This is a genomic window from Arthrobacter sp. EM1, assembly GCF_029964055.1.
GTDB lineage: Bacteria > Actinomycetota > Actinomycetes > Actinomycetales > Micrococcaceae > Arthrobacter.
This window is the reverse complement of the sequence record NZ_CP124836.1, coordinates 3,167,516-3,183,801: the sequence shown is the minus strand read 5'-3', so window position 1 is coordinate 3,183,801 and position 16,286 is coordinate 3,167,516. Positions and strand designations below refer to the sequence as shown.

General features: G+C 65.0%; 21 protein-coding genes, 2 pseudogenes and 1 riboswitch. Of the genes and pseudogenes, 13 read left to right on the top strand and 10 right to left on the bottom strand.

The annotated features are described in order from the left end of the window. The first annotated feature begins 63 nt into the window (after positions 1-63). Together QI450_RS14750 and QI450_RS14745 are read left to right on the top strand one after the other, a co-directional pair. Positions 64-387 carry a hypothetical protein gene (locus QI450_RS14750; RefSeq protein ID WP_226775303.1) on the top strand — a complete coding sequence of 108 codons (324 nt, stop codon included), beginning with the start codon at positions 64-66 and terminating at the stop codon, positions 385-387. Between the two features lie 289 nt (positions 388-676). After that, the gene (locus tag QI450_RS14745; protein WP_226775304.1) at positions 677-2,572 is read left to right on the top strand and encodes a DEAD/DEAH box helicase; all 1,896 of its coding nucleotides are present in this window, start codon (positions 677-679) and stop codon (positions 2,570-2,572) included. Between the two features lie 114 nt (positions 2,573-2,686). On the opposite strand, the gene QI450_RS14740 is transcribed toward QI450_RS14745, so the two are convergent. The 5 genes from QI450_RS14740 to QI450_RS14720 all read right to left on the bottom strand — a co-directional run bounded on the left by QI450_RS14740 (position 2,687) and on the right by QI450_RS14720 (position 6,007). Next, complete coding sequence (locus tag QI450_RS14740; RefSeq protein WP_226775305.1) at positions 2,687-3,337, bottom strand: MBL fold metallo-hydrolase; 651 nt, start codon at positions 3,335-3,337, stop codon at positions 2,687-2,689. A gap of 20 nt (positions 3,338-3,357) precedes the next feature. Next, positions 3,358-4,368, bottom strand: a complete 1,011-nt coding sequence (locus QI450_RS14735) for an aldo/keto reductase (protein WP_282468040.1) — start codon at positions 4,366-4,368, stop codon at positions 3,358-3,360. A gap of 155 nt (positions 4,369-4,523) precedes the next feature. After that, the gene (locus tag QI450_RS14730) at positions 4,524-4,931 is read right to left on the bottom strand and encodes a multidrug efflux SMR transporter (RefSeq protein ID WP_226775308.1); all 408 of its coding nucleotides are present in this window, start codon (positions 4,929-4,931) and stop codon (positions 4,524-4,526) included. A gap of 2 nt (positions 4,932-4,933) precedes the next feature. After that, on the bottom strand, positions 4,934-5,257 hold the full coding sequence (locus QI450_RS14725) for an SMR family transporter (protein ID WP_226775309.1): 324 nt from the start codon (positions 5,255-5,257) through the stop codon (positions 4,934-4,936). 9 nt (positions 5,258-5,266) lie between these two features. Further along, positions 5,267-5,335, bottom strand: a riboswitch (guanidine-III (ykkC-III) riboswitch). Positions 5,336-5,398: 63 nt separating this feature from the next. Further along, the gene (locus QI450_RS14720; RefSeq protein ID WP_226775310.1) at positions 5,399-6,007 is read right to left on the bottom strand and encodes a HutD family protein; all 609 of its coding nucleotides are present in this window, start codon (positions 6,005-6,007) and stop codon (positions 5,399-5,401) included. A gap of 86 nt (positions 6,008-6,093) precedes the next feature. Between QI450_RS14720 and QI450_RS14715 the strand changes: the two genes are divergently transcribed. The 6 genes and pseudogenes from QI450_RS14715 to QI450_RS14690 all read left to right on the top strand — a co-directional run bounded on the left by QI450_RS14715 (position 6,094) and on the right by QI450_RS14690 (position 10,682). Next, complete coding sequence (locus QI450_RS14715; protein ID WP_226775311.1) at positions 6,094-6,690, top strand: phosphoribosylanthranilate isomerase; 597 nt, start codon at positions 6,094-6,096, stop codon at positions 6,688-6,690. Between the two features lie 46 nt (positions 6,691-6,736). Then, positions 6,737-6,985: pseudogene (locus QI450_RS14710) on the top strand (LLM class flavin-dependent oxidoreductase); the annotation flags it as partial. Positions 6,986-7,318: 333 nt separating this feature from the next. Then, positions 7,319-8,248 carry a hypothetical protein gene (locus tag QI450_RS14705; RefSeq protein ID WP_226775312.1) on the top strand — a complete coding sequence of 310 codons (930 nt, stop codon included), beginning with the start codon at positions 7,319-7,321 and terminating at the stop codon, positions 8,246-8,248. 341 nt (positions 8,249-8,589) lie between these two features. Then, on the top strand, positions 8,590-9,225 hold the full coding sequence (locus tag QI450_RS14700; protein ID WP_226775313.1) for a hypothetical protein: 636 nt from the start codon (positions 8,590-8,592) through the stop codon (positions 9,223-9,225). A 349-nt stretch (positions 9,226-9,574) separates the two neighbouring features. Next, positions 9,575-10,024 carry a hypothetical protein gene (locus tag QI450_RS14695; protein WP_226775314.1) on the top strand — a complete coding sequence of 150 codons (450 nt, stop codon included), beginning with the start codon at positions 9,575-9,577 and terminating at the stop codon, positions 10,022-10,024. A gap of 76 nt (positions 10,025-10,100) precedes the next feature. Beyond that, complete coding sequence (locus QI450_RS14690; RefSeq protein ID WP_226775315.1) at positions 10,101-10,682, top strand: hypothetical protein; 582 nt, start codon at positions 10,101-10,103, stop codon at positions 10,680-10,682. A gap of 368 nt (positions 10,683-11,050) precedes the next feature. Here QI450_RS14690 and QI450_RS14685 read toward each other — a convergent pair whose 3' ends face one another. Together QI450_RS14685 and QI450_RS14680 are read right to left on the bottom strand one after the other, a co-directional pair. Beyond that, the gene (locus QI450_RS14685) at positions 11,051-11,314 is read right to left on the bottom strand and encodes a hypothetical protein (protein WP_226775316.1); all 264 of its coding nucleotides are present in this window, start codon (positions 11,312-11,314) and stop codon (positions 11,051-11,053) included. Next, a complete protein-coding gene (locus QI450_RS14680) occupies positions 11,311-11,484 on the bottom strand; it encodes a hypothetical protein (RefSeq protein ID WP_226775317.1) in 174 nt (57 codons plus the stop codon). The genes QI450_RS14685 and QI450_RS14680 overlap by 4 nt, the downstream gene beginning before the upstream one ends. A 614-nt stretch (positions 11,485-12,098) precedes the next feature. Here QI450_RS14680 and QI450_RS14675 point away from each other — a divergent pair. Further along, complete coding sequence (locus tag QI450_RS14675) at positions 12,099-12,404, top strand: hypothetical protein (RefSeq protein WP_282468039.1); 306 nt, start codon at positions 12,099-12,101, stop codon at positions 12,402-12,404. Between the two features lie 58 nt (positions 12,405-12,462). Here the strand turns inward: QI450_RS14675 and QI450_RS14670 are convergent, their stop codons facing one another. After that, a complete protein-coding gene (locus tag QI450_RS14670; protein ID WP_226775319.1) occupies positions 12,463-12,810 on the bottom strand; it encodes a hypothetical protein in 348 nt (115 codons plus the stop codon). A 170-nt stretch (positions 12,811-12,980) separates the two neighbouring features. Between QI450_RS14670 and QI450_RS14665 the strand changes: the two are divergent. Then, positions 12,981-13,163: pseudogene (locus QI450_RS14665) on the top strand (LLM class flavin-dependent oxidoreductase); the annotation flags it as partial. Between the two features lie 114 nt (positions 13,164-13,277). Further along, entirely contained in the window at positions 13,278-13,823 is a 546-nt protein-coding gene (locus tag QI450_RS14660) for a YceI family protein (RefSeq protein ID WP_226775320.1), read from the top strand. Between the two features lie 19 nt (positions 13,824-13,842). Here QI450_RS14660 and QI450_RS14655 read toward each other — a convergent pair whose 3' ends face one another. Further along, entirely contained in the window at positions 13,843-14,238 is a 396-nt protein-coding gene (locus QI450_RS14655) for a hypothetical protein (RefSeq protein WP_226775321.1), read from the bottom strand. A gap of 179 nt (positions 14,239-14,417) precedes the next feature. On the opposite strand from QI450_RS14655, the gene QI450_RS14650 reads away from it, so the two are divergent. Further along, the gene (locus tag QI450_RS14650) at positions 14,418-14,831 is read left to right on the top strand and encodes a YccF domain-containing protein (protein WP_226775322.1); all 414 of its coding nucleotides are present in this window, start codon (positions 14,418-14,420) and stop codon (positions 14,829-14,831) included. A gap of 25 nt (positions 14,832-14,856) precedes the next feature. After that, on the top strand, positions 14,857-15,369 hold the full coding sequence (locus QI450_RS14645) for an SRPBCC domain-containing protein (protein ID WP_226775323.1): 513 nt from the start codon (positions 14,857-14,859) through the stop codon (positions 15,367-15,369). Positions 15,370-15,413: 44 nt separating this feature from the next. Here the strand turns inward: QI450_RS14645 and QI450_RS14640 are convergent, their stop codons facing one another. Continuing rightward, positions 15,414-16,286 carry a DUF4031 domain-containing protein gene (locus QI450_RS14640; protein WP_226775324.1) on the bottom strand — a complete coding sequence of 291 codons (873 nt, stop codon included), beginning with the start codon at positions 16,284-16,286 and terminating at the stop codon, positions 15,414-15,416.

Here is a 16,286-nt window from a genome sequence, read left to right as displayed (position 1 = left end):
GCGAAACGTCGGCGGGGGACTCTGGAGCCGGACCTAGGAACAAGATCCGGGAGGGAACGGGCAATGACTGCAGGGGGTGCGCGGCAGGTTCATTCGTGCGCGGAGCTGTCGGTGGGGGACCGGATTGAGGCGTGGCACAACGGGAAACTCTTCCATCGGGGTGAGGTAATCCGGACGGTGGCGGCCATGGACTTGTTCTGGATCCTGGACGAGCGGACCGGAGCCCGCAAGCTGATCGACACGGAGGCGCTGCTGGTCCTGCGGGCGGAGGCGGCGAACATTCCGGCCGCCGCGCAGCTACCGGCCCGGCCGCCCTCGCACATCCCGCTGTTCCTGGCCCCGGGGTGCTCAGCTGGGGCAGGAAACGGCTCTGGCCTTGCCGGATGATAGACTAGGTGAACTTGATGTGCAGTGATGCCCACTTTGGTCTTGAATGATCGGTCCGGTTCATCAACCGGTTCCCCTGCCGGATTCCTTTCGGTTTTCGTTCAGGGAGTGGGTTTTTTCATGTGAGAGGCACATCCTGCGTCGATGAACGCGTTCTATTTGGTCCCGGCCGCCGGCTTACCCAGCAGCTGGCCGGTTGATCACCTGACTTTTCTTCGGCGAACCCCTGAGCCAACCGGCGCCGGGGGCCGATATCCGCACGGATACCGCCTGAAAGACTTTGAAACCTATGACTACATTTGCTGCCCTCGGCACGCCCAAAGCGCTGGCCGACACCCTGACCGCCCAGGGGATCGTGGAACCGTTCCCCATCCAGGTCAAGACGCTGCCGGACACCCTGGCCGGACGCGACGTCCTGGGCCGCGGCCGAACCGGCTCCGGAAAAACCATTGCCTTTGCCATCCCGCTTGTAGCACGACTCGCTGAGCGGGAAGCGAAGCACTTCCGCAAGCCCGGCCGCCCGATGGGCCTGGTCCTGGCCCCGACCCGCGAACTGGCCACCCAGCTGAATGCCACGATCGAGCCGATGGCCAAGGCCATGGGACTGAACACCACAGTGATCTACGGCGGTATCTCCCAGGCCCGCCAGGAAAAGGCACTGCGCGCCGGCGTCGACATCGTCATCGCCTGCCCGGGCCGCCTGGAGGACCTGATCCGCCAACGCATCCTGACCCTCGAGGGCGTCGAGATTACCGTCCTCGATGAGGCCGACCACATGGCCGACCTCGGCTTCCTCCCGGTGGTCAAGAAGCTGATGGACATGACCCCCAGCCAGGGCCAGCGCATGCTGTTCTCCGCCACCCTGGACAACGGCGTGGACAAGATCGTCCAGCGGTACCTGTCCAACCCGCTGACCCACGCCGTGGATGAGTCACAGGCCGCGGTCACCACCATGGAGCACCACGTGCTGGTGGTCAACGACCAGACCGTCAAGAAGCAGCTGATTGTTGAGCTTGCCTCGGGTTCCGGCCGCCGGGTGCTCTTCCTGCGCACCAAGCACCACGCCCGCAAGCTTGCCAAGACCCTGACCGACGCCGGTATCCCCGCCGTCGACCTGCACGGCAACCTCTCGCAGAATGCCCGTGACCGCAACCTGGCCGAGTTCTCCTCCGGCGAGGTCCGCGTCCTGGTCGCCACCGATGTCGCAGCCCGCGGCGTCCACGTCGACGACGTCGAGCTGGTCATCCACGTGGATCCGCCCACGGAGCACAAGGCTTACCTGCACCGCTCGGGCCGTACCGCCCGCGCCGGTTCCGACGGCACAGTGGTCACGCTGACCCTGCCGGAGCAGCAGTCCGACGTCAAGAAGCTGATGAAGGCTGCCGGCGTCGACGTCAACTTCGAGCGCGTCACCGCCAACTCCCCGTTGGTTGCCGAGCTGGTGGGCGACATGGCCGACAAGATTGATCCGCGCACCCGCGCCGCGCTGCTGGCTGCCAAGTCCAACCAGGGCGGCGGCAGTTCCACCGGTGCCAACGCCGAGCGTAAGCGCGCCCGCCGCACTACCCAGGCGGCACCCACCGCCGGTGGCCGTGGTGGCCGCGGCGGCCGCGGACGCGTTGGAACTGAAGCTCCCCGCACCGATCTTCCCCGGGCCGAGCGCCGCGCCGTGGCCTACGAAGGCCAGGCTGCTGCGCGTAACGCCGCAGATCGTGTGATCGAGCGGAACGAGGACCGGATGGATGCCGAGCGTGCAGAACGCCGCAGCGCCCGGGCCCGCTCCACCTCATACGGCGCGCACCGTAACGATGTTCCCGCTGCAGGTGGCCGCGCTGCGGCCGGCCGCGGTTCGGACGGACGGGCCGCCGAAGGACGCAGCGACGCCCGGGGCGCTTCGGCTCCCCGCAGCGGCGCACCCCGCAGCGGCGCACCCCGCACGGGTGCTGCCGCTGGCGGCCAGCGCGGCGGGCGTCCGGCTACGGGCCAGCGGGCAGCCGCCGGCGCCAAGCCCGCTGGAAGCAAGACCGGAGCGAACTCGGCTGTTTGGTCTTCGAACACCGGTGGCACCTCGGGCGGGTCCTACGCGGGCGGCGGCAACGGCAGGTCCAGCGAAGGCCGTCCGGCACGCAGCGGCGGACCCCGCCGGGCGTCCGCTCCGGCGTCGAACGAACGCCGCAGCCGCTAAGCCCCAGCCGCTCCCTGACCTCGCAAGCCCGGTCAGGGAACCCGGCGGTCGTGGGCCCACGTAACTGCTGTTGAGAAGATTCAAAAGGGCAGTTACGGAGCACTCGATGAAGTCTTACCAGCCGCGGGCGCGCCAGTCCTTTAGGTGCGGGCGTTCCGCACCCAGGGTGGTGGGTTTCCCGTGGCCGGGGTGCACGACGGTCTCATCCGGATACACATCGAACAGGCGTGCGCTGACGTCGTCGATCAGCTGGGCGAACCGGACGGGATCCTTCTGAGTGTTGCCTACCCCGCCGGGGAACAGCGAATCTCCGGAGAAGATGTGCGCCGGACCGTCCGGATCCTGGTAGACCAGCGCGATCGAACCGGGGGTGTGCCCGCGCAGGTGCACCGCTGTCACATCAAAGCCGTCGAAGTTCCCGATGTTCCCGTGATCGAGCGGCACGTCCACCGGAACGGGGAGTGCGGCGGCGTCATCCGTCCCGGCGGCCGTCTTGGCGCCGGTGGCCGCTACCAGGCCCGGGAGCGCTCGGACGTGGTCCCAGTGCTGGTGGGTGGTGGCAATCAGCGCCAGCTTCGGCGTGGCGGAGGTATCCGCGGCGGCGTCGGTGAGTAGGCCCTGGATGGCAGCCAGATCATCGGCCGCATCGATCAGGAGCTGCGCGCCGGAGTCCTTGCTGGTGAGCAGATATACGTTGTTGTCCATCTCGCTGACCGAAATCCGGCGGATGGTGATGTCCCGTAACGAGTGAATAAGCGTGTCCATGGGGTTAGTCTACGGATCGGCTATTCGCGGCCCTCGGACACCCAGCTGGGGTCCGCCGAGCGGGAGCCGACGACGGCGTCCGCGGCGGCGTCGAGTTTCTCGAGGTGGGCTGCGGTGAAGTCGAGCGTCAGCGCGCCGAGGTTTTCGTCGATCCGCGCCGCCCTGCGGGTGCCGGGGATGGGGACCACCGGCAGTCCAAGCTTTCGGCCCTGCGTGAGCAGCCAGGCCAGAGCCACCTGGGCAGGAGTTGCGGGCTGGCCGGCAGCGGCAAGCTCGGCCGCGACAGACTGTACGGCGGCCACCACGCCCTGATTGGCGTCCAGGGCCGTCGCGGCGAACCGGGGAATCTTGCGGCGGAAGTCGTTGGTTCCCAGTTTCGAGCCGTCTACGGTGCCGGTGAGGAATCCCCGGCCCAGCGGGGAATAGGGCACAAAACCCACACCAAGTTCGGCCGCCGTGGGGACAACGTGGCGTTCCACATCGCGGCTCCAGATGGACCACTCGCTCTGGACTGCAGCGATCGGGTGGATACTGACGGCCTCACGAAGTTCCTCGGCCGTCACCTCGGACAGGCCGAGATGCCGCACTTTGCCGGCCTGCACCAGCCCCGCCATGGCCTCCACGGTTTCCGCAATCGGAACGCGGAGGTCACGGCGGTGCATGTAGTACAGGTCGATGGTGTCGGTGCCGAGGCGCTGGAGGCTGTGGTCCACGGACTGCCGAACGTAAGCTGCGTCGCCGCGGATATCGGAGTAGCCGGCTGCCGGGTTCCCTACGAGTCCGAATTTGGTGGCCAGTTGCACCTCATGGCGGCGTTCCCTGAGGAGCCTGCTGATCAGTTCCTCGTTGCTGCCTGCACCGTAGATGTCCGCCGTGTCGATGAAGCTGACGCCGGCATCCACTGCATGGTGCAGAGTGGCCAGGGCCTCGGCGGGGTCCACGTCGCCGTAGACCGGAGTCAGGGCCATGCCGCCAAACCCGAGGAGGCTGACCACCAGTCCGTCGCCGAGTTGGACTGTCGCTGCATTCATCTTTGGACTCCTTTTCGCTGCCGGAATTGCCGTCCCAGCCAAGAACCGCACTCGAGGCAAGAGTATTCCGGGCGGCGGCGCCAGAGTCTCCCCACCCTTTGAACGCTGTGTGGCCGGTCCGACGGCGCGTCGCCGGGACACGCCGTCGTTCTGGCTCAAACGCGGGGAGATCCGGCAGCGGATTGCGGCTGCTGTGGCGCCGGCAGCAGCTTCAGTCCGGCCGCGCAGCCCACAATCCCTGCGATAAACAGCAGTTTCAGCGGGCTCGCAGGCTCGACGCCGGTGGCCATCGCCCAGCCGACCGTCAGCGCCGCGCCGATCCCCACCCAGACGGCATAGGCCGTACCGAGCGGGATGCTTTTCACCGCCAGCCCCAACCCCACCATGCTCAGGGTCGCGCTCAACGCGAACACGAGGGTGGGCAGCGGACGGGTGAAGCCGTCGGACTGCCCCAGGGCTGTGGCCCAAACGGCCTCCAGCACAGCAGAGGCCAGCAGGATGAGCCAGGACAGGGTGGATGTGGGCGCCTTGGCCGGCAGTTTCGGCGTACGTTTCGCGGCCATTGTCACACCACCAGCTTCAGGCCGGCGACGCAGGCGACGATTCCGCCGAGCAACAGGATCCGTCCCCGGGTCGCTGGCTCAACTTTGGTGATCATCGCGTAGGCGGAGGTCAGCACCACACCGACCCCCACCCAGACTGCGTAAGCAGTGCCGGTCGGGATGGACTGCATGGCGACCGCGAGGCCGCCGGTACTGGCCAAGACGGAGATGAGGAAGACCACGGCCGGCGCAATCCGGCGGCGGCCGGAGGCCTGCGTTGTCCGGTGCAGGGCCGCAGCCCAGACGGCTTCCAGGGATCCGGACAGTACGAGTATTAACCACGCCATAACAGCTCCTGTGGCCAGTCTTGTCGCGTGCCGGGTACTGATCCGTCGTCCGGAGGCCGCAAAGAAGTCGGCCTTGGTTCCAGCCTAGCAATGCCCCCGCGGTGCGGCGAACGTACGCTCTTCCGACGGGGTTCGGGATGGCTAGTCGGTGACGGCGTCGATGGAGACCACGGCCAGGAAGCCGCGGCCCAGGATCTCGGGGGACGCGGTGTCCGAACCCACGACGGCGTCATAGCGGTCCAGCGCCTGCGGCTCGGTGACTTGCTCGGCGTCGGCTGGGCCACCGGGCGCGACGGCCGCCTGGCCTTGGAGCAGGATGCCCAGCTGGCCCTCGAACACCGGGTGTGCCCGTTTTTTGGAGAGTTCGATGATGGAGGTGAAGCCCTTGAAGGCTCCCCGGCGGGTGATGACGTTCAGGTCGCGGATGTCGCCCGTTGGCAGTGCCCCGGCCGCGGCGGCGTCGCCGGAGAACCGGAAGGGGCGGTATTTCTCCAGCGGGTGTTCGGCGCCGTCGACGGTCAGGAGCAACAGCTCCCCCTCGATTACGGTCAGAACGCGGTCCATGCCGGTGAACGCCGAGAACTCGCCCGCCTTGGCTACCTCGGCGATGCTGACCCGCCAGTCCCAGCCGGCACCTGCGGCGTTGTCCTGCGGAACGCCGGACGAAGGACGGCGCGCCACTTCGCGGGTCACCCCGCCGCCGTTGGGCCAGGGGTGGGCTTTCAACTCGGCATAACGGATGATCTCCATCCCTTCACCTTAGCGAGGCTCCGCCGCCCGTGCGGTCTTGGTAACGTCAGAGGCAGAAAACTCAGGCACACTGCAGAAGGAGCCGAATGTTCGTCAAGGTATGCGGGCTCAGCACCCCGGAGTCGGTGAGGACCGCGGTGCAAGCCGGCGCGGACGCCGTCGGTTTTGTCCTGACCCGCAGCCCCAGGGAAGTGACACCGGCGCAGGCGCGGGAACTCCTGGCCCACGTCCCGGCCGGGCTCCCCGCCGTCGGTGTTTTCCGGCACGAAACCGTGGCGGACGCCGTCGCCGCAGCCCAGGCAGCCGGGCTGGACTGGGTCCAGCTCCACGGCGACCGCACCCCGGCAGACGTGCGCACCGTGCACGACGCCGGACTCAAGTTGATCCGGGCCGTCACCATGTCCGCCGCGGCGGAGGCGTTCGCGGACTGGGGCGAGGACCTGCTCCTGATCGACGCCGCCGTCCCCGGCTCCGGCGAGGCTTGGGACTACGCCTCGGTCCGCGCCAAGGGGCTGGCCGGGCGCAACTGGCTCCTGGCCGGCGGGCTGGATCCCGCCAACGTCGCCGGCGCGGCCTCGCAGGCAGATGCCTGGGGGGTGGACGTCTCCTCCGGCGTCGAATCTTCCCGCGGGGCGAAGGACCTGGCCAAAATCCGGGACTTCGTGACGGCGGCGAAGCCCTGACCGCTGCCGCAGGAATGCCGCCGGTCCGCACCGTGTTGCCCCTGACATGAAGCGCATCGGATTTTTGTCCTTCGGACACTGGGGCCCCGGCGAGGGCTCCCGCACCCGGACCGCCCGCGACGCCCTGCTGCAGGGCATCGAACTGGCCGTTGCCGCGGAGGAACTGGGCGTGGACGGCGCGTACTTCCGGGTGCACCACTTCGCCCGGCAGCAGGCGTCCCCGTTCCCGCTGCTGGCCGCTGTCGCCGCCCGGACCAGCCGGATCGAAATGGGCACCGGCGTGATTGACATGCGCTAGCACATATACGCCTAGCCTGCGCATTGCAGGATCACGGTCTAGTTAGTGATCATGGGGACCGAACAATGGGACATGCCTCGGTTGATCTTGGGCCTCAGGTATTCTATTGGCAGGCATTGGGGATGGCCACTGGGAATCTCTGCGGGTAATTTTCGGAGGGTGATGAGCGCGGATATTCACAGTCGATTCTTGGACTCTCGTGGTCAGGGGCTCGGTCCGGATTTGTGCTTTATGTGCGGAGCTCACATCCCGGAGGGGTCCGATCAACGAACCGTCGAGCACGTCTTTCCGAAGTGGCTTCTGAGGGAGCTCGATCTCTGGGATGGCTCCGTGACCCAGATCGACGGACGCCGACTGATGTACCGGAGACTGACTGTACCGTGTTGCTTGACCTGCAATGGCATAGATCTCAGCCCTGTTGAGGAACGGGTTAAGGCTGCGTTTAGCGAGGGATTCGACGCCTTCAAGCAGCTTGACCGTCGTGATCTCTTCATATGGTTGGGGAAGATCTATTACGGACTCGTCTACCGTGAGAGCTTTCAACCGAGATACGTGCGCGAGCAGAATGGGGAACGCCTCGTGCCAGAAGAGCACCTTCGGAGCATCGCGTTCCACCACTTCCTCCTCCAGACTGCGGCCGGTCTCGTTAGATGGGAGCCAGAGTTCCCGGGCCCCGCCAGCTTCCACTTCTTCGAATGCCTCGATCACGAGGATCCGCTACGTCGATTCGATTATATGGACGACCTTCTCCTTCCGATCCTCGGTCTCCGCATGGGGACGATAGCCGTGGTGTGCGTTCTCCAGGATTGGGGGCGCTCCGAAGGGGTGCAACAGCCACACCTCATCGCTGCGCGAGGGATGAAGCTCCACCCGACCCAGTTCAGGGAGGCGTACGGACGCCTCAACTACATGACCAAGGCATCTTGGAAGAACAAGATGCATCCCGTCATCCAAGGCAAAGATGTTGTCACCGTTCTAGCGGGTCCACCGGGGGAGTTCGCCGGGAGCTTCATCGTCCATGACTTCGCACGAGTGATGGCTTCTCTCTGGGACGTCCCGGTCGAGACTATCTACAAGGACGGCTACAGCTACTCGACCCTCTATGACATCCAGGCGGACAGGCCCAACGTTGCCTCCGACCACGATGTCATCTTCACAGCTCCACACGGCCGCACGGGCCTCTGGCCCGCAAGCCACGTCGATCTCAACGCGTCAAGTATGCACCGGGCGGTGGACACAGAGCGCGAAGGTCAGGAATAAGATGCGAGGCTGAGCCTCCCCGTCGAGCGAGTTGATCGCGGACCGCGCATGCGAATCCGCCGCGACTTTCCAGTGCGACAACCTCGACTGCTTGACGGCTTCCCCGAAGGCAAGCGGGCACAGCGCCTATGCAGTCCTCAGACACGCGCAGCCCATTTGGGCAGGGGTCCGTCGTTTGCGTCGGGAGAGTGTCAAGCCTGTTATCTCTCAAGACATTGGTGACAGGAGGGTGTTGAGCAAGTGATGCCTTGAGGCATCACAGGCTACAATTGGCAGGATTTCCTAACCAGAATCCGAAGACACAACTTGCACTGACATCTCGTCTAGGAGAATTGCACTTTATGAAGAAGCTCCCACTAGTTCTGGCTCTAATTCTAGTCGTTTCCGGATGTGCATCTTCAGCAGCCTCACCATATCCAGCATCTTCACCATCTTCAGCATCTTCACCTGGTCAAACTCCGGTCGAAGTCGAACAACGAGTGGCTGAACCAGAAGCCAAAGCTGAAGACACAATTTGCAACATCGATGAGAACTTCGGCAAATGCTTTTATGGGCAAACAGCGATATATAAAGACTCCCGACGTAGTGGGGATCAGGTTTTGCTCGAGATCACGGTGCACGAACCTCAAGAATTCACGCCTGGGAAAGACGCACGCTTCGCTACCACGACCCTTGGGGGTAAAAAGGAGAAAGGTACGGACAACCTTTACTTCGATATCTCCATCAAGAATTTGTCCGAAAAGGTCATTTTGGGACGTAGCGACGTCGAGTTAGTCGCCAACAGTGCTAAGGATGGCGACTCTGATGTCCGTACCGTCCAAGATGACAAGGTGAAAGCCTACTGGGATGCAAAACTTCAGCCTGGACAAAGCTCAACTATGAGAACTGGCTGGAATTTCAACGACGCTTCTAAACCTACCTTCAAAGTCCGCATTGATGGACTCGGTGGAAATAGCGTCACTTTTTCACACAAGTAGCAACCAAGACGCTTCATCGAAGGGATTCTACAAATCCATCCACACGGTGCAACAACCCGCATCTCCTCTGGATGATTCAGTCCTATTGGGTTCAGTGGTCGTAGGCCGTCAGGGAGCGTTTTCGGGGTTCGCTGGGTTTCTAGTCATGCCCATGGCGCTTCGGCGCACGATCAGGCGGTAGTCCAAACTTCAGAACACGTAGGCGGGCCGCTACACCTGTCCAGTGAAAACCAATGCAGCAACTCCGACATGCGCTACGAAAACTCCTGACGCCAGTGTGAGCTAGCCCCGTTTACACGCTGGACGTAGGAGAAGGGCCGAGCGCGCGGGCTCCGGTAGGTTGTGAGCCATGACAAAAGAAGAGATCGCGCTATGGGTCCAGGTGGCCGCCGTGGTGGCCGCCGTCGGCGCCTCGATTGTGGCCCTGGTGGTATCGGCGCTGGACCGCAGGAACGCCCGCCGGATCGCCGACGAGGACAGACGCGCCGCACTGAAACAAGCTCACTTGATGTTCGAGCTTGAAACGCTACTGAAGCTGACGAAAAACCTATCTCGCGGAGGGCATTCCGACACTGCCATAAGCCGGGACATGGGCGCCGAAGCGGGCGCCCTAATTGGAGCTCTCGGGCCGGATCGCGTGCCGCGAAGCTGGGAGTCTCTCGTCGACCGGACGCCAGAGGAGATCCAGGCGAAGCTGGAGGACGGGGAAACGGCGGAATGGCTCAAGAAGTCTATTGAGGCGCAGCTGGCACTTACGGAAGTTGCCGAGGAGATCCGTGAAGAAAACCGCCAGCGTTAGCGGAACCTTAGGGCCGGGACTACTCGCACGACATCGGCAAGGCCATGGTGACTGCGCCGGAACGTAGGATGCCTTTATGCGAATGACGCCAAATGGTGAGATGCAGCCCAAGACTACGATCATGACGGGGATGTCGACGACCCTCTCAGACGAGCACCTCATCGAGCTTGGCACCGTGGCGGTTCATGCCTCGCGACTTGAGTTTGCAGCCGCCGAGTTGGCCGCTGAATTGCTTGACCCTAAACCCGAAGTCGGCTTTGCCCTTACGACGTGTATGACGTTTGAGCGTCTATTGGCGCTCGTGCATTCACTTATTGAATTGCGTGTAAATGACCCGCAGTACAGCGCGAGGTTCGAGGGGGTACGTAAGCTGGCCGAGAGTGCCATGCGCGAACGGAACCGTCTGATGCATGGGCACTGGGTAGTCTCTTGGAACCACGCGACCATGAGAATGCAAGACGATCTGGCAACTCGCGCCCGCAGGGGACGGGTCGAAGTAAGGAACAACGTCGTGATATCGGATATCAAGGCAGTAGCCGACGATCTCAACGTTGCTCACATGCAGATAGAGCTCCTGCACGCGAATATTCTTCGACCGCTCGGGCGACTCGTTGAGTTTGAGCCGGGTAAGTTCCGCAGGGCCGAGGACGCCCGCTGATTAACGCAAAAAGGTCCCTCTCTCGGCCCAAGGCATGATGCCTGAGCTGTGGAGAAGGACCGTTTTGTTTGTGGACGCAGAGAGGTGCGTCTAGGAGGCGTCGTCGTGGGCGCGGGCGGCCAGCCGGGCAGTGTGCCTGGCTGCGCGTTTCGTGCAACGGCGGCACAGCCTGGCGGGCGCCGCCCGTCCGCTTCCGGAATTGGTTCTCGGCGCGGGGTTCTACGCATACGCGGCAAGTCTTCGTCGGTTGAGACAAGGGAAACTCTCCTTCAGGGTGTGTAAACGGGGGCGCCGGGACGAGATCCCGGCAAGGGGGGCGAGTGAGAAGGGGGCCAGTCCGCGAGCATCTACTCACGTCTGGCGCGTTCCTACTTCAGCGAGAAGGCATATTCAGCAGAACGCCGAGCCAGGGCTCCAGCGGCGGCCAGGTGCTTCTCCATAGCGGCCGGGCCCTGGGCACGCGCGGCGGCGGCCGACGCGGTGACGTCCGGATCAGTTGCCAGGGCATCGAACGCGGCGCGTACGATCCCGGCCGAGGCGACCGTCGCCGGATTCAGCGGGATAGACGCGAGCTCGTCGAGCGTGTGAACGACCGAACGCCGGGAAGGCGCGGACTTCTGAACGCGCGTCACTTCGAGCCCCACCGGGCGTTAGCGGCTTCGCGGCTACGCTGGCTATTGGTCTTCGCGGCGGACTTGCTCGGCACGCCGCGGCGGCCCAGGATCTGTGCGGCGGCCGTCCTGGCGAGGCGGGCCTCGGTCAGGCCAGGGTTGACCGTCAGTTGCCCGGCGCTACCCTTCACGAGCGGGCCGGACTCGCGCGCGGCGTCCTCCAGGAGATCGGCGGAAGAAATCAGGGCGCAAGCCTGGTCCAGGCTCGCAAAGTCAGCGCCTGAAAGGTCGGGGCGCTCGTCGAGGACGTTCTTGAATGTGTCGCGGGCGCCGTCCGTCCAGTGCTCGGGTAGGGCTGGGAGGCGGTCTGGGAGTCAGCCAAAATTGGCGTCCTTTCGGGGTAAAGGCGGAAATGGGGGGCTGGGGAAAACCAGCGGGCTACCGGCACGCACAGGGAGAAGCTAAGCCAAATCGGGCTGGGAAGGAGGGGGGAGGGAGGAGTGCCCCCCAGGGTGACAGCTGGGTACACGGCGCGCCTGAACTGGCCGGGAGAAGAATCTGGCCAAACTGCTTAGGTGGAGATAAAGGATTGGGTGCCGTTGGGCGCCCTAGTATTGTCGATCGTGTCACTTGGGTGGCAAGGAATTACGGCCTTTCGTGGCAGGCGTCGTTTGGTGGTGACGGCCAAAATCGTCACGAGGTGGACAGCTCCGCTCCTCGACACGCCCGCAAGGCAAGAATTCGTAGTTCTTGTTACCACCCGCAGTCTGGGAGGGAAGAACGGAGTCGAAGGTTTCGACTTCGAGTGGGAACCCAAACCGGAAAACTGGGGCATGAGCCCCCTGACATGCTCGTGTTGGAGCCGGGCACTTTGCCGGATCCCCTGGCGATCGCTGACGTCTTCAATGCGAACAAGGTGCTGGAGGACGGCGAAGTGAGCCACAAAATGTTTAGATTAAGCGCCGGAAACAGGCCGGACGCGGTCGACCGCCCCTACGACGTGACTGCGGTGGTTCGCCAGAGCAACGGCAAGATATGGAAGTCCGAGCCCGTCAGAATCTTTCCGCCGGAGTGGTTCGACCGGACAGATGCAGCAGCGGCTGCCGAATGAGGTCAAAGATTGCCGTGGCCGTCACAGCGCGGCGAGGGTCATCTAAGAGGGGCGGCGGTCATGCGGCGCTCGCTATCCTCGTCAGGGTCGCCGACGTATACACGCCGGAAGCCAGGCCACACCGCACAACGGGAGTGCCATTTACAAGCCACACCTCGGCGTCGATCTCGACGCGGTCGGTCGCCTTCAGGTTAGGAGATCCAGGGACGATCAGGAGGCCCTCGCCCTCGATCAAGCGGCGGGCCCCGTCGTCTTCGGTCGAGGAGACGGGCTGGACCTTGGCGCCGCGAAGGAGGACGCGCTCCGGCGTCGCCCAGGACTCGACGGGGTCGCCGTCAGAGTCCAGGCGGATGCCAGCGCGGAGGCGGTAGAGGGCGGGCGCGCCTGGGTTGGATGCGAGGAGCACTAGGCGCCCTCTCCGTACCAGGCGGCGGTCGTGTCGGTGGAGCATGCCGATGGCGTCCGCACGGAGCCGACGAAGCCGCCAGTCCGGCCGGTCGCGGCGCGGTGGATCTGGGCAACTTCGCGAGCGGTCAGGTAGACGCCTGAAGTATCCGTCAGCCCGACGGAGTGCTCTTCGTTGGCGCGCCCGACGCCATTGCCGGGGAACTCGCCGCCGATGCCGCCGTCCAGGCCGCGGACACCCTGTTGCTCACCGTCCCCAACCAGCTTGGCGTGGACTTCAACGCCAAGCTGCTGGGCACCGTCGTCCGGCACATCGCACCGGCGATCGGCTGGGCCCCGCAGCCGGCGTCGTAGCCGGCCGGGTTCCGAGAGGCTAGCCGCGCCGCGTTGGCGTGGCTAGCATGGCTCCTTGGGGGAGTACCCCGATGATCCGGCGGGCCCGGCCCGCCACCCGCGAAGGAGACCGTTGTGACACTGCCCGAAGGATTGAGCCAAGGCGTCTGGACACTGGACATGTCCCACAGCGAAGTCGGCTTCAGTGTCCGCCACGCCGGCATCAGCAAGGTCCGGGGCCGCTTCAATGAGGCGACGGCGGAGGCCCGTGTCGGTGAGTCCCTGCCGGACTCCAGCCTGCATGCCAGCATCAAGACCGCCAGCTTTGATTCCGGTGACGCAAACCGCGACGCGCACGTCCGCGGAGCCGATTTCTTCGACGTCGAAAAGTATCCGGAGATGACGTTCCGCGCCCAGGGCATCAGGGGCGACGGCGAGGATTACGTGCTGACCGGTGACCTCACCATCCGGGACGTTACCCGGCCGGTGGATTTGGAAGTCGAGTTCACCGGAGTTGCCGTGGACCCATTCGGCGCCACCCGTGCCGGGTTCAGCGCGGAAGCGGACATCAGCCGCAAGGAATTCGGCCTAACCTGGAACGCCGCGCTCGAAACCGGCGGCCTGCTGGTCAGTGACAAGGTCAAGATCAATGTCGAAGCCGCAATGGTCAAGCAGGCCTAGCCGGCCGGTTCCGCAGGATTCAGAAGAGCAGCAGCACAAAGCCGCCGACCGTGGACAGGATCCCCACCCCGGTGAGGATCCAGCCGAGGGTCCAGGCCGCATTGTCGTGCTTTGGCGGGGTCAGCCCCCAGCGCGAGGGGTGGCACACGTCGTAGAACAGCTCGACGTCGGTGCCCACCACCAGGCCGCCCGACTCGGCCGCCGGCAGCAGGGACCGGTGGCCGGCGTCGTAGTGGTCCGTCCAGCTGTAGCCGGTGAATCCGCCCGCGCTGATAACTGTCCCGGTGGTCCCGGTCCACTGGCACCGGCGCCGGCGACGAATCCAGCCCCACACCAGAAGCGGCAGGCCCAGGACGAAACCCACCCACGTCATGACTTCGAGAATGGGACCAAGAAGGTCTCCGATGGTTGTCATCTGCGTCTCCCGGGCGCGATCAGGGCAAGCTTCAGGAGTGCAGGCATGGTCCCAGTATTATGCCCTTCCGTGCGTTCGCAAAGCGCCGGGCGCCGTGCCGGGGCGGCCCGGGGGATTTCAGGAATTTCTCAGGGTGAACCCCTAGGCCGGAATGGGCTCCGGCGGGGGAGAATGGAGCCATGAAGACACTGCTGAACATCATCTGGCTGCTCTTCGGCGGCCTCTGGCTTTCGCTTGGCTACTTCGCGGCCGGTATCGTCTGCTGCCTGCTGATAGTGACCATCCCGTGGGGGCTGGCGTCGTTCCGGATCGCGAACTATGCGCTGTGGCCCTTCGGACGAACCGTGGTGGACCGCCCCGGTGGAACGGGCGTGTTTTCGCTGCTGGGGAATGTCATCTGGCTCTTCGTCGCCGGTATCTGGATTGCCATTGGCCACGTGGTCACCGCCATTGCAATGGCCGCCACCATCGTGGGCATCCCGCTTGCCATCGCCAACCTCAAGCTGATTCCGGTCTCGCTGATGCCGCTTGGCAAACAGGTCGTCCCAAGTGACAGGCCCTTTGCGACGGGCTACAGCAAGGCCTACCGCTAGTCCCTTTCAGAGCAGGAGTCCCGAGATGTCCGAGCACGTCAGCGCAGGTCCGGCCAGGTCCGGGCAGGGAACCGCCCCGGCTGCAGCAGAGGACCTGATGCTGGTGGTCACCCGCGAATTCCAGACGCCCATTGCCCGGGTGTGGTCCGCCTTGACGGACCCGGACCAAGCTGCGGAATGGTGGGGGCCGCGGGGATTCCACACTCCACGGGACAGCATCGATGCGGATCTGGAAATCGGCGGCCTCTACCGGGCCTGCATGATCCAGGACAGCACCGGCGAGCAACACTGGTGGAGCGGCGTCCACACAGACATCGAACCGCCCCATCTCTTCGTCTTCACCCATGCCTGGGACCGTGCGGACGGAACCCGAGGCTTCGAGACCGAGGTGACGTTCCAGCTGGAGGAGATCGACGGCGGCACCAGGATGACGTTCTTCCAGGGACCTTTCGACAGTATCGACAACAGAGACGCTCAAGGCGTCGGCTGGCGTCAGTCCTTCGACCGACTCGCCGGACACCTCCGCCGCGGCACCTGAACGCATCCGGACGCCGCGGCTGGGGCCTGGCCAGCGGGTTTTTGCTAGGGCTGTGTCTCGCCCTTGAGGTTTCGCCGTGCAGGCTCCAGCCACAGTTCCCTGCCGCGTCGGGTGTGGAACAGCGGGTCCAGCTGCAGGAGGTGGCGGACGACGCCGGCGCGTCCGGCGGCGAAGTCGTCGTCGCCGATGTGCGCAAAGTCCTCCCGGACGGCGGCCAGATACCGGGCATAGGCTGCCGGGGTTCCGCCCAGCACCGAGAGGTCGGCGTCGCTGAGCAGTGCTGCATCGTCATCGCCGGGCTCCGGCCGGTGGTCCGCAGTCATCCTTACCAGCCGGCCAACTTCCTCCACCTCAGCCGGACGAAGGCCGGCATGGGCCAGACGGTCCTCGGCGAGCCGGGCCGACTCCTCCTCGTCCTGGCCGGCGACCCCCCGGTAAATCGCGTCGTGGAACCAGGCGGCGAGCAACACGGTCCGGGGCGGCTCCGCAGGCCCGGTGAGGAGGTCCAACGCCTCAAGGACCGCCAGGAGGTGCGTGCGGCCGTGATACTTCCGGTGCTCCTCGCCCCAGCGATCCAGCAGGTCCAGGAACAGGGCGTCGTGGCCGGGGAGGGTCCCGTTCCACCGGGTCAGCAGGGGCAGCTTGAGTGAGCCGCTGCGCCGCCGGGCCGGGATCCGCAGCCCGCTGGCGATCAGCCTCCGGACCAGGATCCGCCCCTCCACCGGGATGGCTCCGGCCGCCACTAGGGAGCTGTAGCGGGCCTCGGCGACGTCGTAGTGGTCACCGTCGAACGCCCTCTCCGGAATGCCCGCGGCCGCAGCAAAGTCGTGCAGTTCCGCCAGCGAGGCGTCCGAGACCAGATGCGAGAAGTGCGTTCCGTGTGCAGGCCAGAGCGGCGGATCGAGGTAGATGGCCAT

Coding starts and splice junctions, on each gene's coding strand:
- QI450_RS14690 (WP_226775315.1), top strand. CDS start 10,101: ATGCGAATGACGCCAAATGGTGAGATGCAGCCCAAGACTACGATCATG.
- QI450_RS14695 (WP_226775314.1), top strand. CDS start 9,575: ATGACAAAAGAAGAGATCGCGCTATGGGTCCAGGTGGCCGCCGTGGTG.
- QI450_RS14650 (WP_226775322.1), top strand. CDS start 14,418: ATGAAGACACTGCTGAACATCATCTGGCTGCTCTTCGGCGGCCTCTGG.
- QI450_RS14730 (WP_226775308.1), bottom strand. CDS start 4,931: ATGGCCGCGAAACGTACGCCGAAACTGCCGGCCAAGGCGCCCACATCC.
- QI450_RS14745 (WP_226775304.1), top strand. CDS start 677: ATGACTACATTTGCTGCCCTCGGCACGCCCAAAGCGCTGGCCGACACC.
- QI450_RS14725 (WP_226775309.1), bottom strand. CDS start 5,257: ATGGCGTGGTTAATACTCGTACTGTCCGGATCCCTGGAAGCCGTCTGG.
- QI450_RS14645 (WP_226775323.1), top strand. CDS start 14,857: ATGTCCGAGCACGTCAGCGCAGGTCCGGCCAGGTCCGGGCAGGGAACC.
- QI450_RS14735 (WP_282468040.1), bottom strand. CDS start 4,368: ATGAATGCAGCGACAGTCCAACTCGGCGACGGACTGGTGGTCAGCCTC.
- QI450_RS14750 (WP_226775303.1), top strand. CDS start 64: ATGACTGCAGGGGGTGCGCGGCAGGTTCATTCGTGCGCGGAGCTGTCG.
- QI450_RS14740 (WP_226775305.1), bottom strand. CDS start 3,337: ATGGACACGCTTATTCACTCGTTACGGGACATCACCATCCGCCGGATT.
- QI450_RS14655 (WP_226775321.1), bottom strand. CDS start 14,238: ATGACAACCATCGGAGACCTTCTTGGTCCCATTCTCGAAGTCATGACG.
- QI450_RS14720 (WP_226775310.1), bottom strand. CDS start 6,007: ATGGAGATCATCCGTTATGCCGAGTTGAAAGCCCACCCCTGGCCCAAC.
- QI450_RS14700 (WP_226775313.1), top strand. CDS start 8,590: ATGAAGAAGCTCCCACTAGTTCTGGCTCTAATTCTAGTCGTTTCCGGA.
- QI450_RS14715 (WP_226775311.1), top strand. CDS start 6,094: ATGTTCGTCAAGGTATGCGGGCTCAGCACCCCGGAGTCGGTGAGGACC.
- QI450_RS14640 (WP_226775324.1), bottom strand. CDS start 16,286: ATGGCCATCTACCTCGATCCGCCGCTCTGGCCTGCACACGGAACGCAC.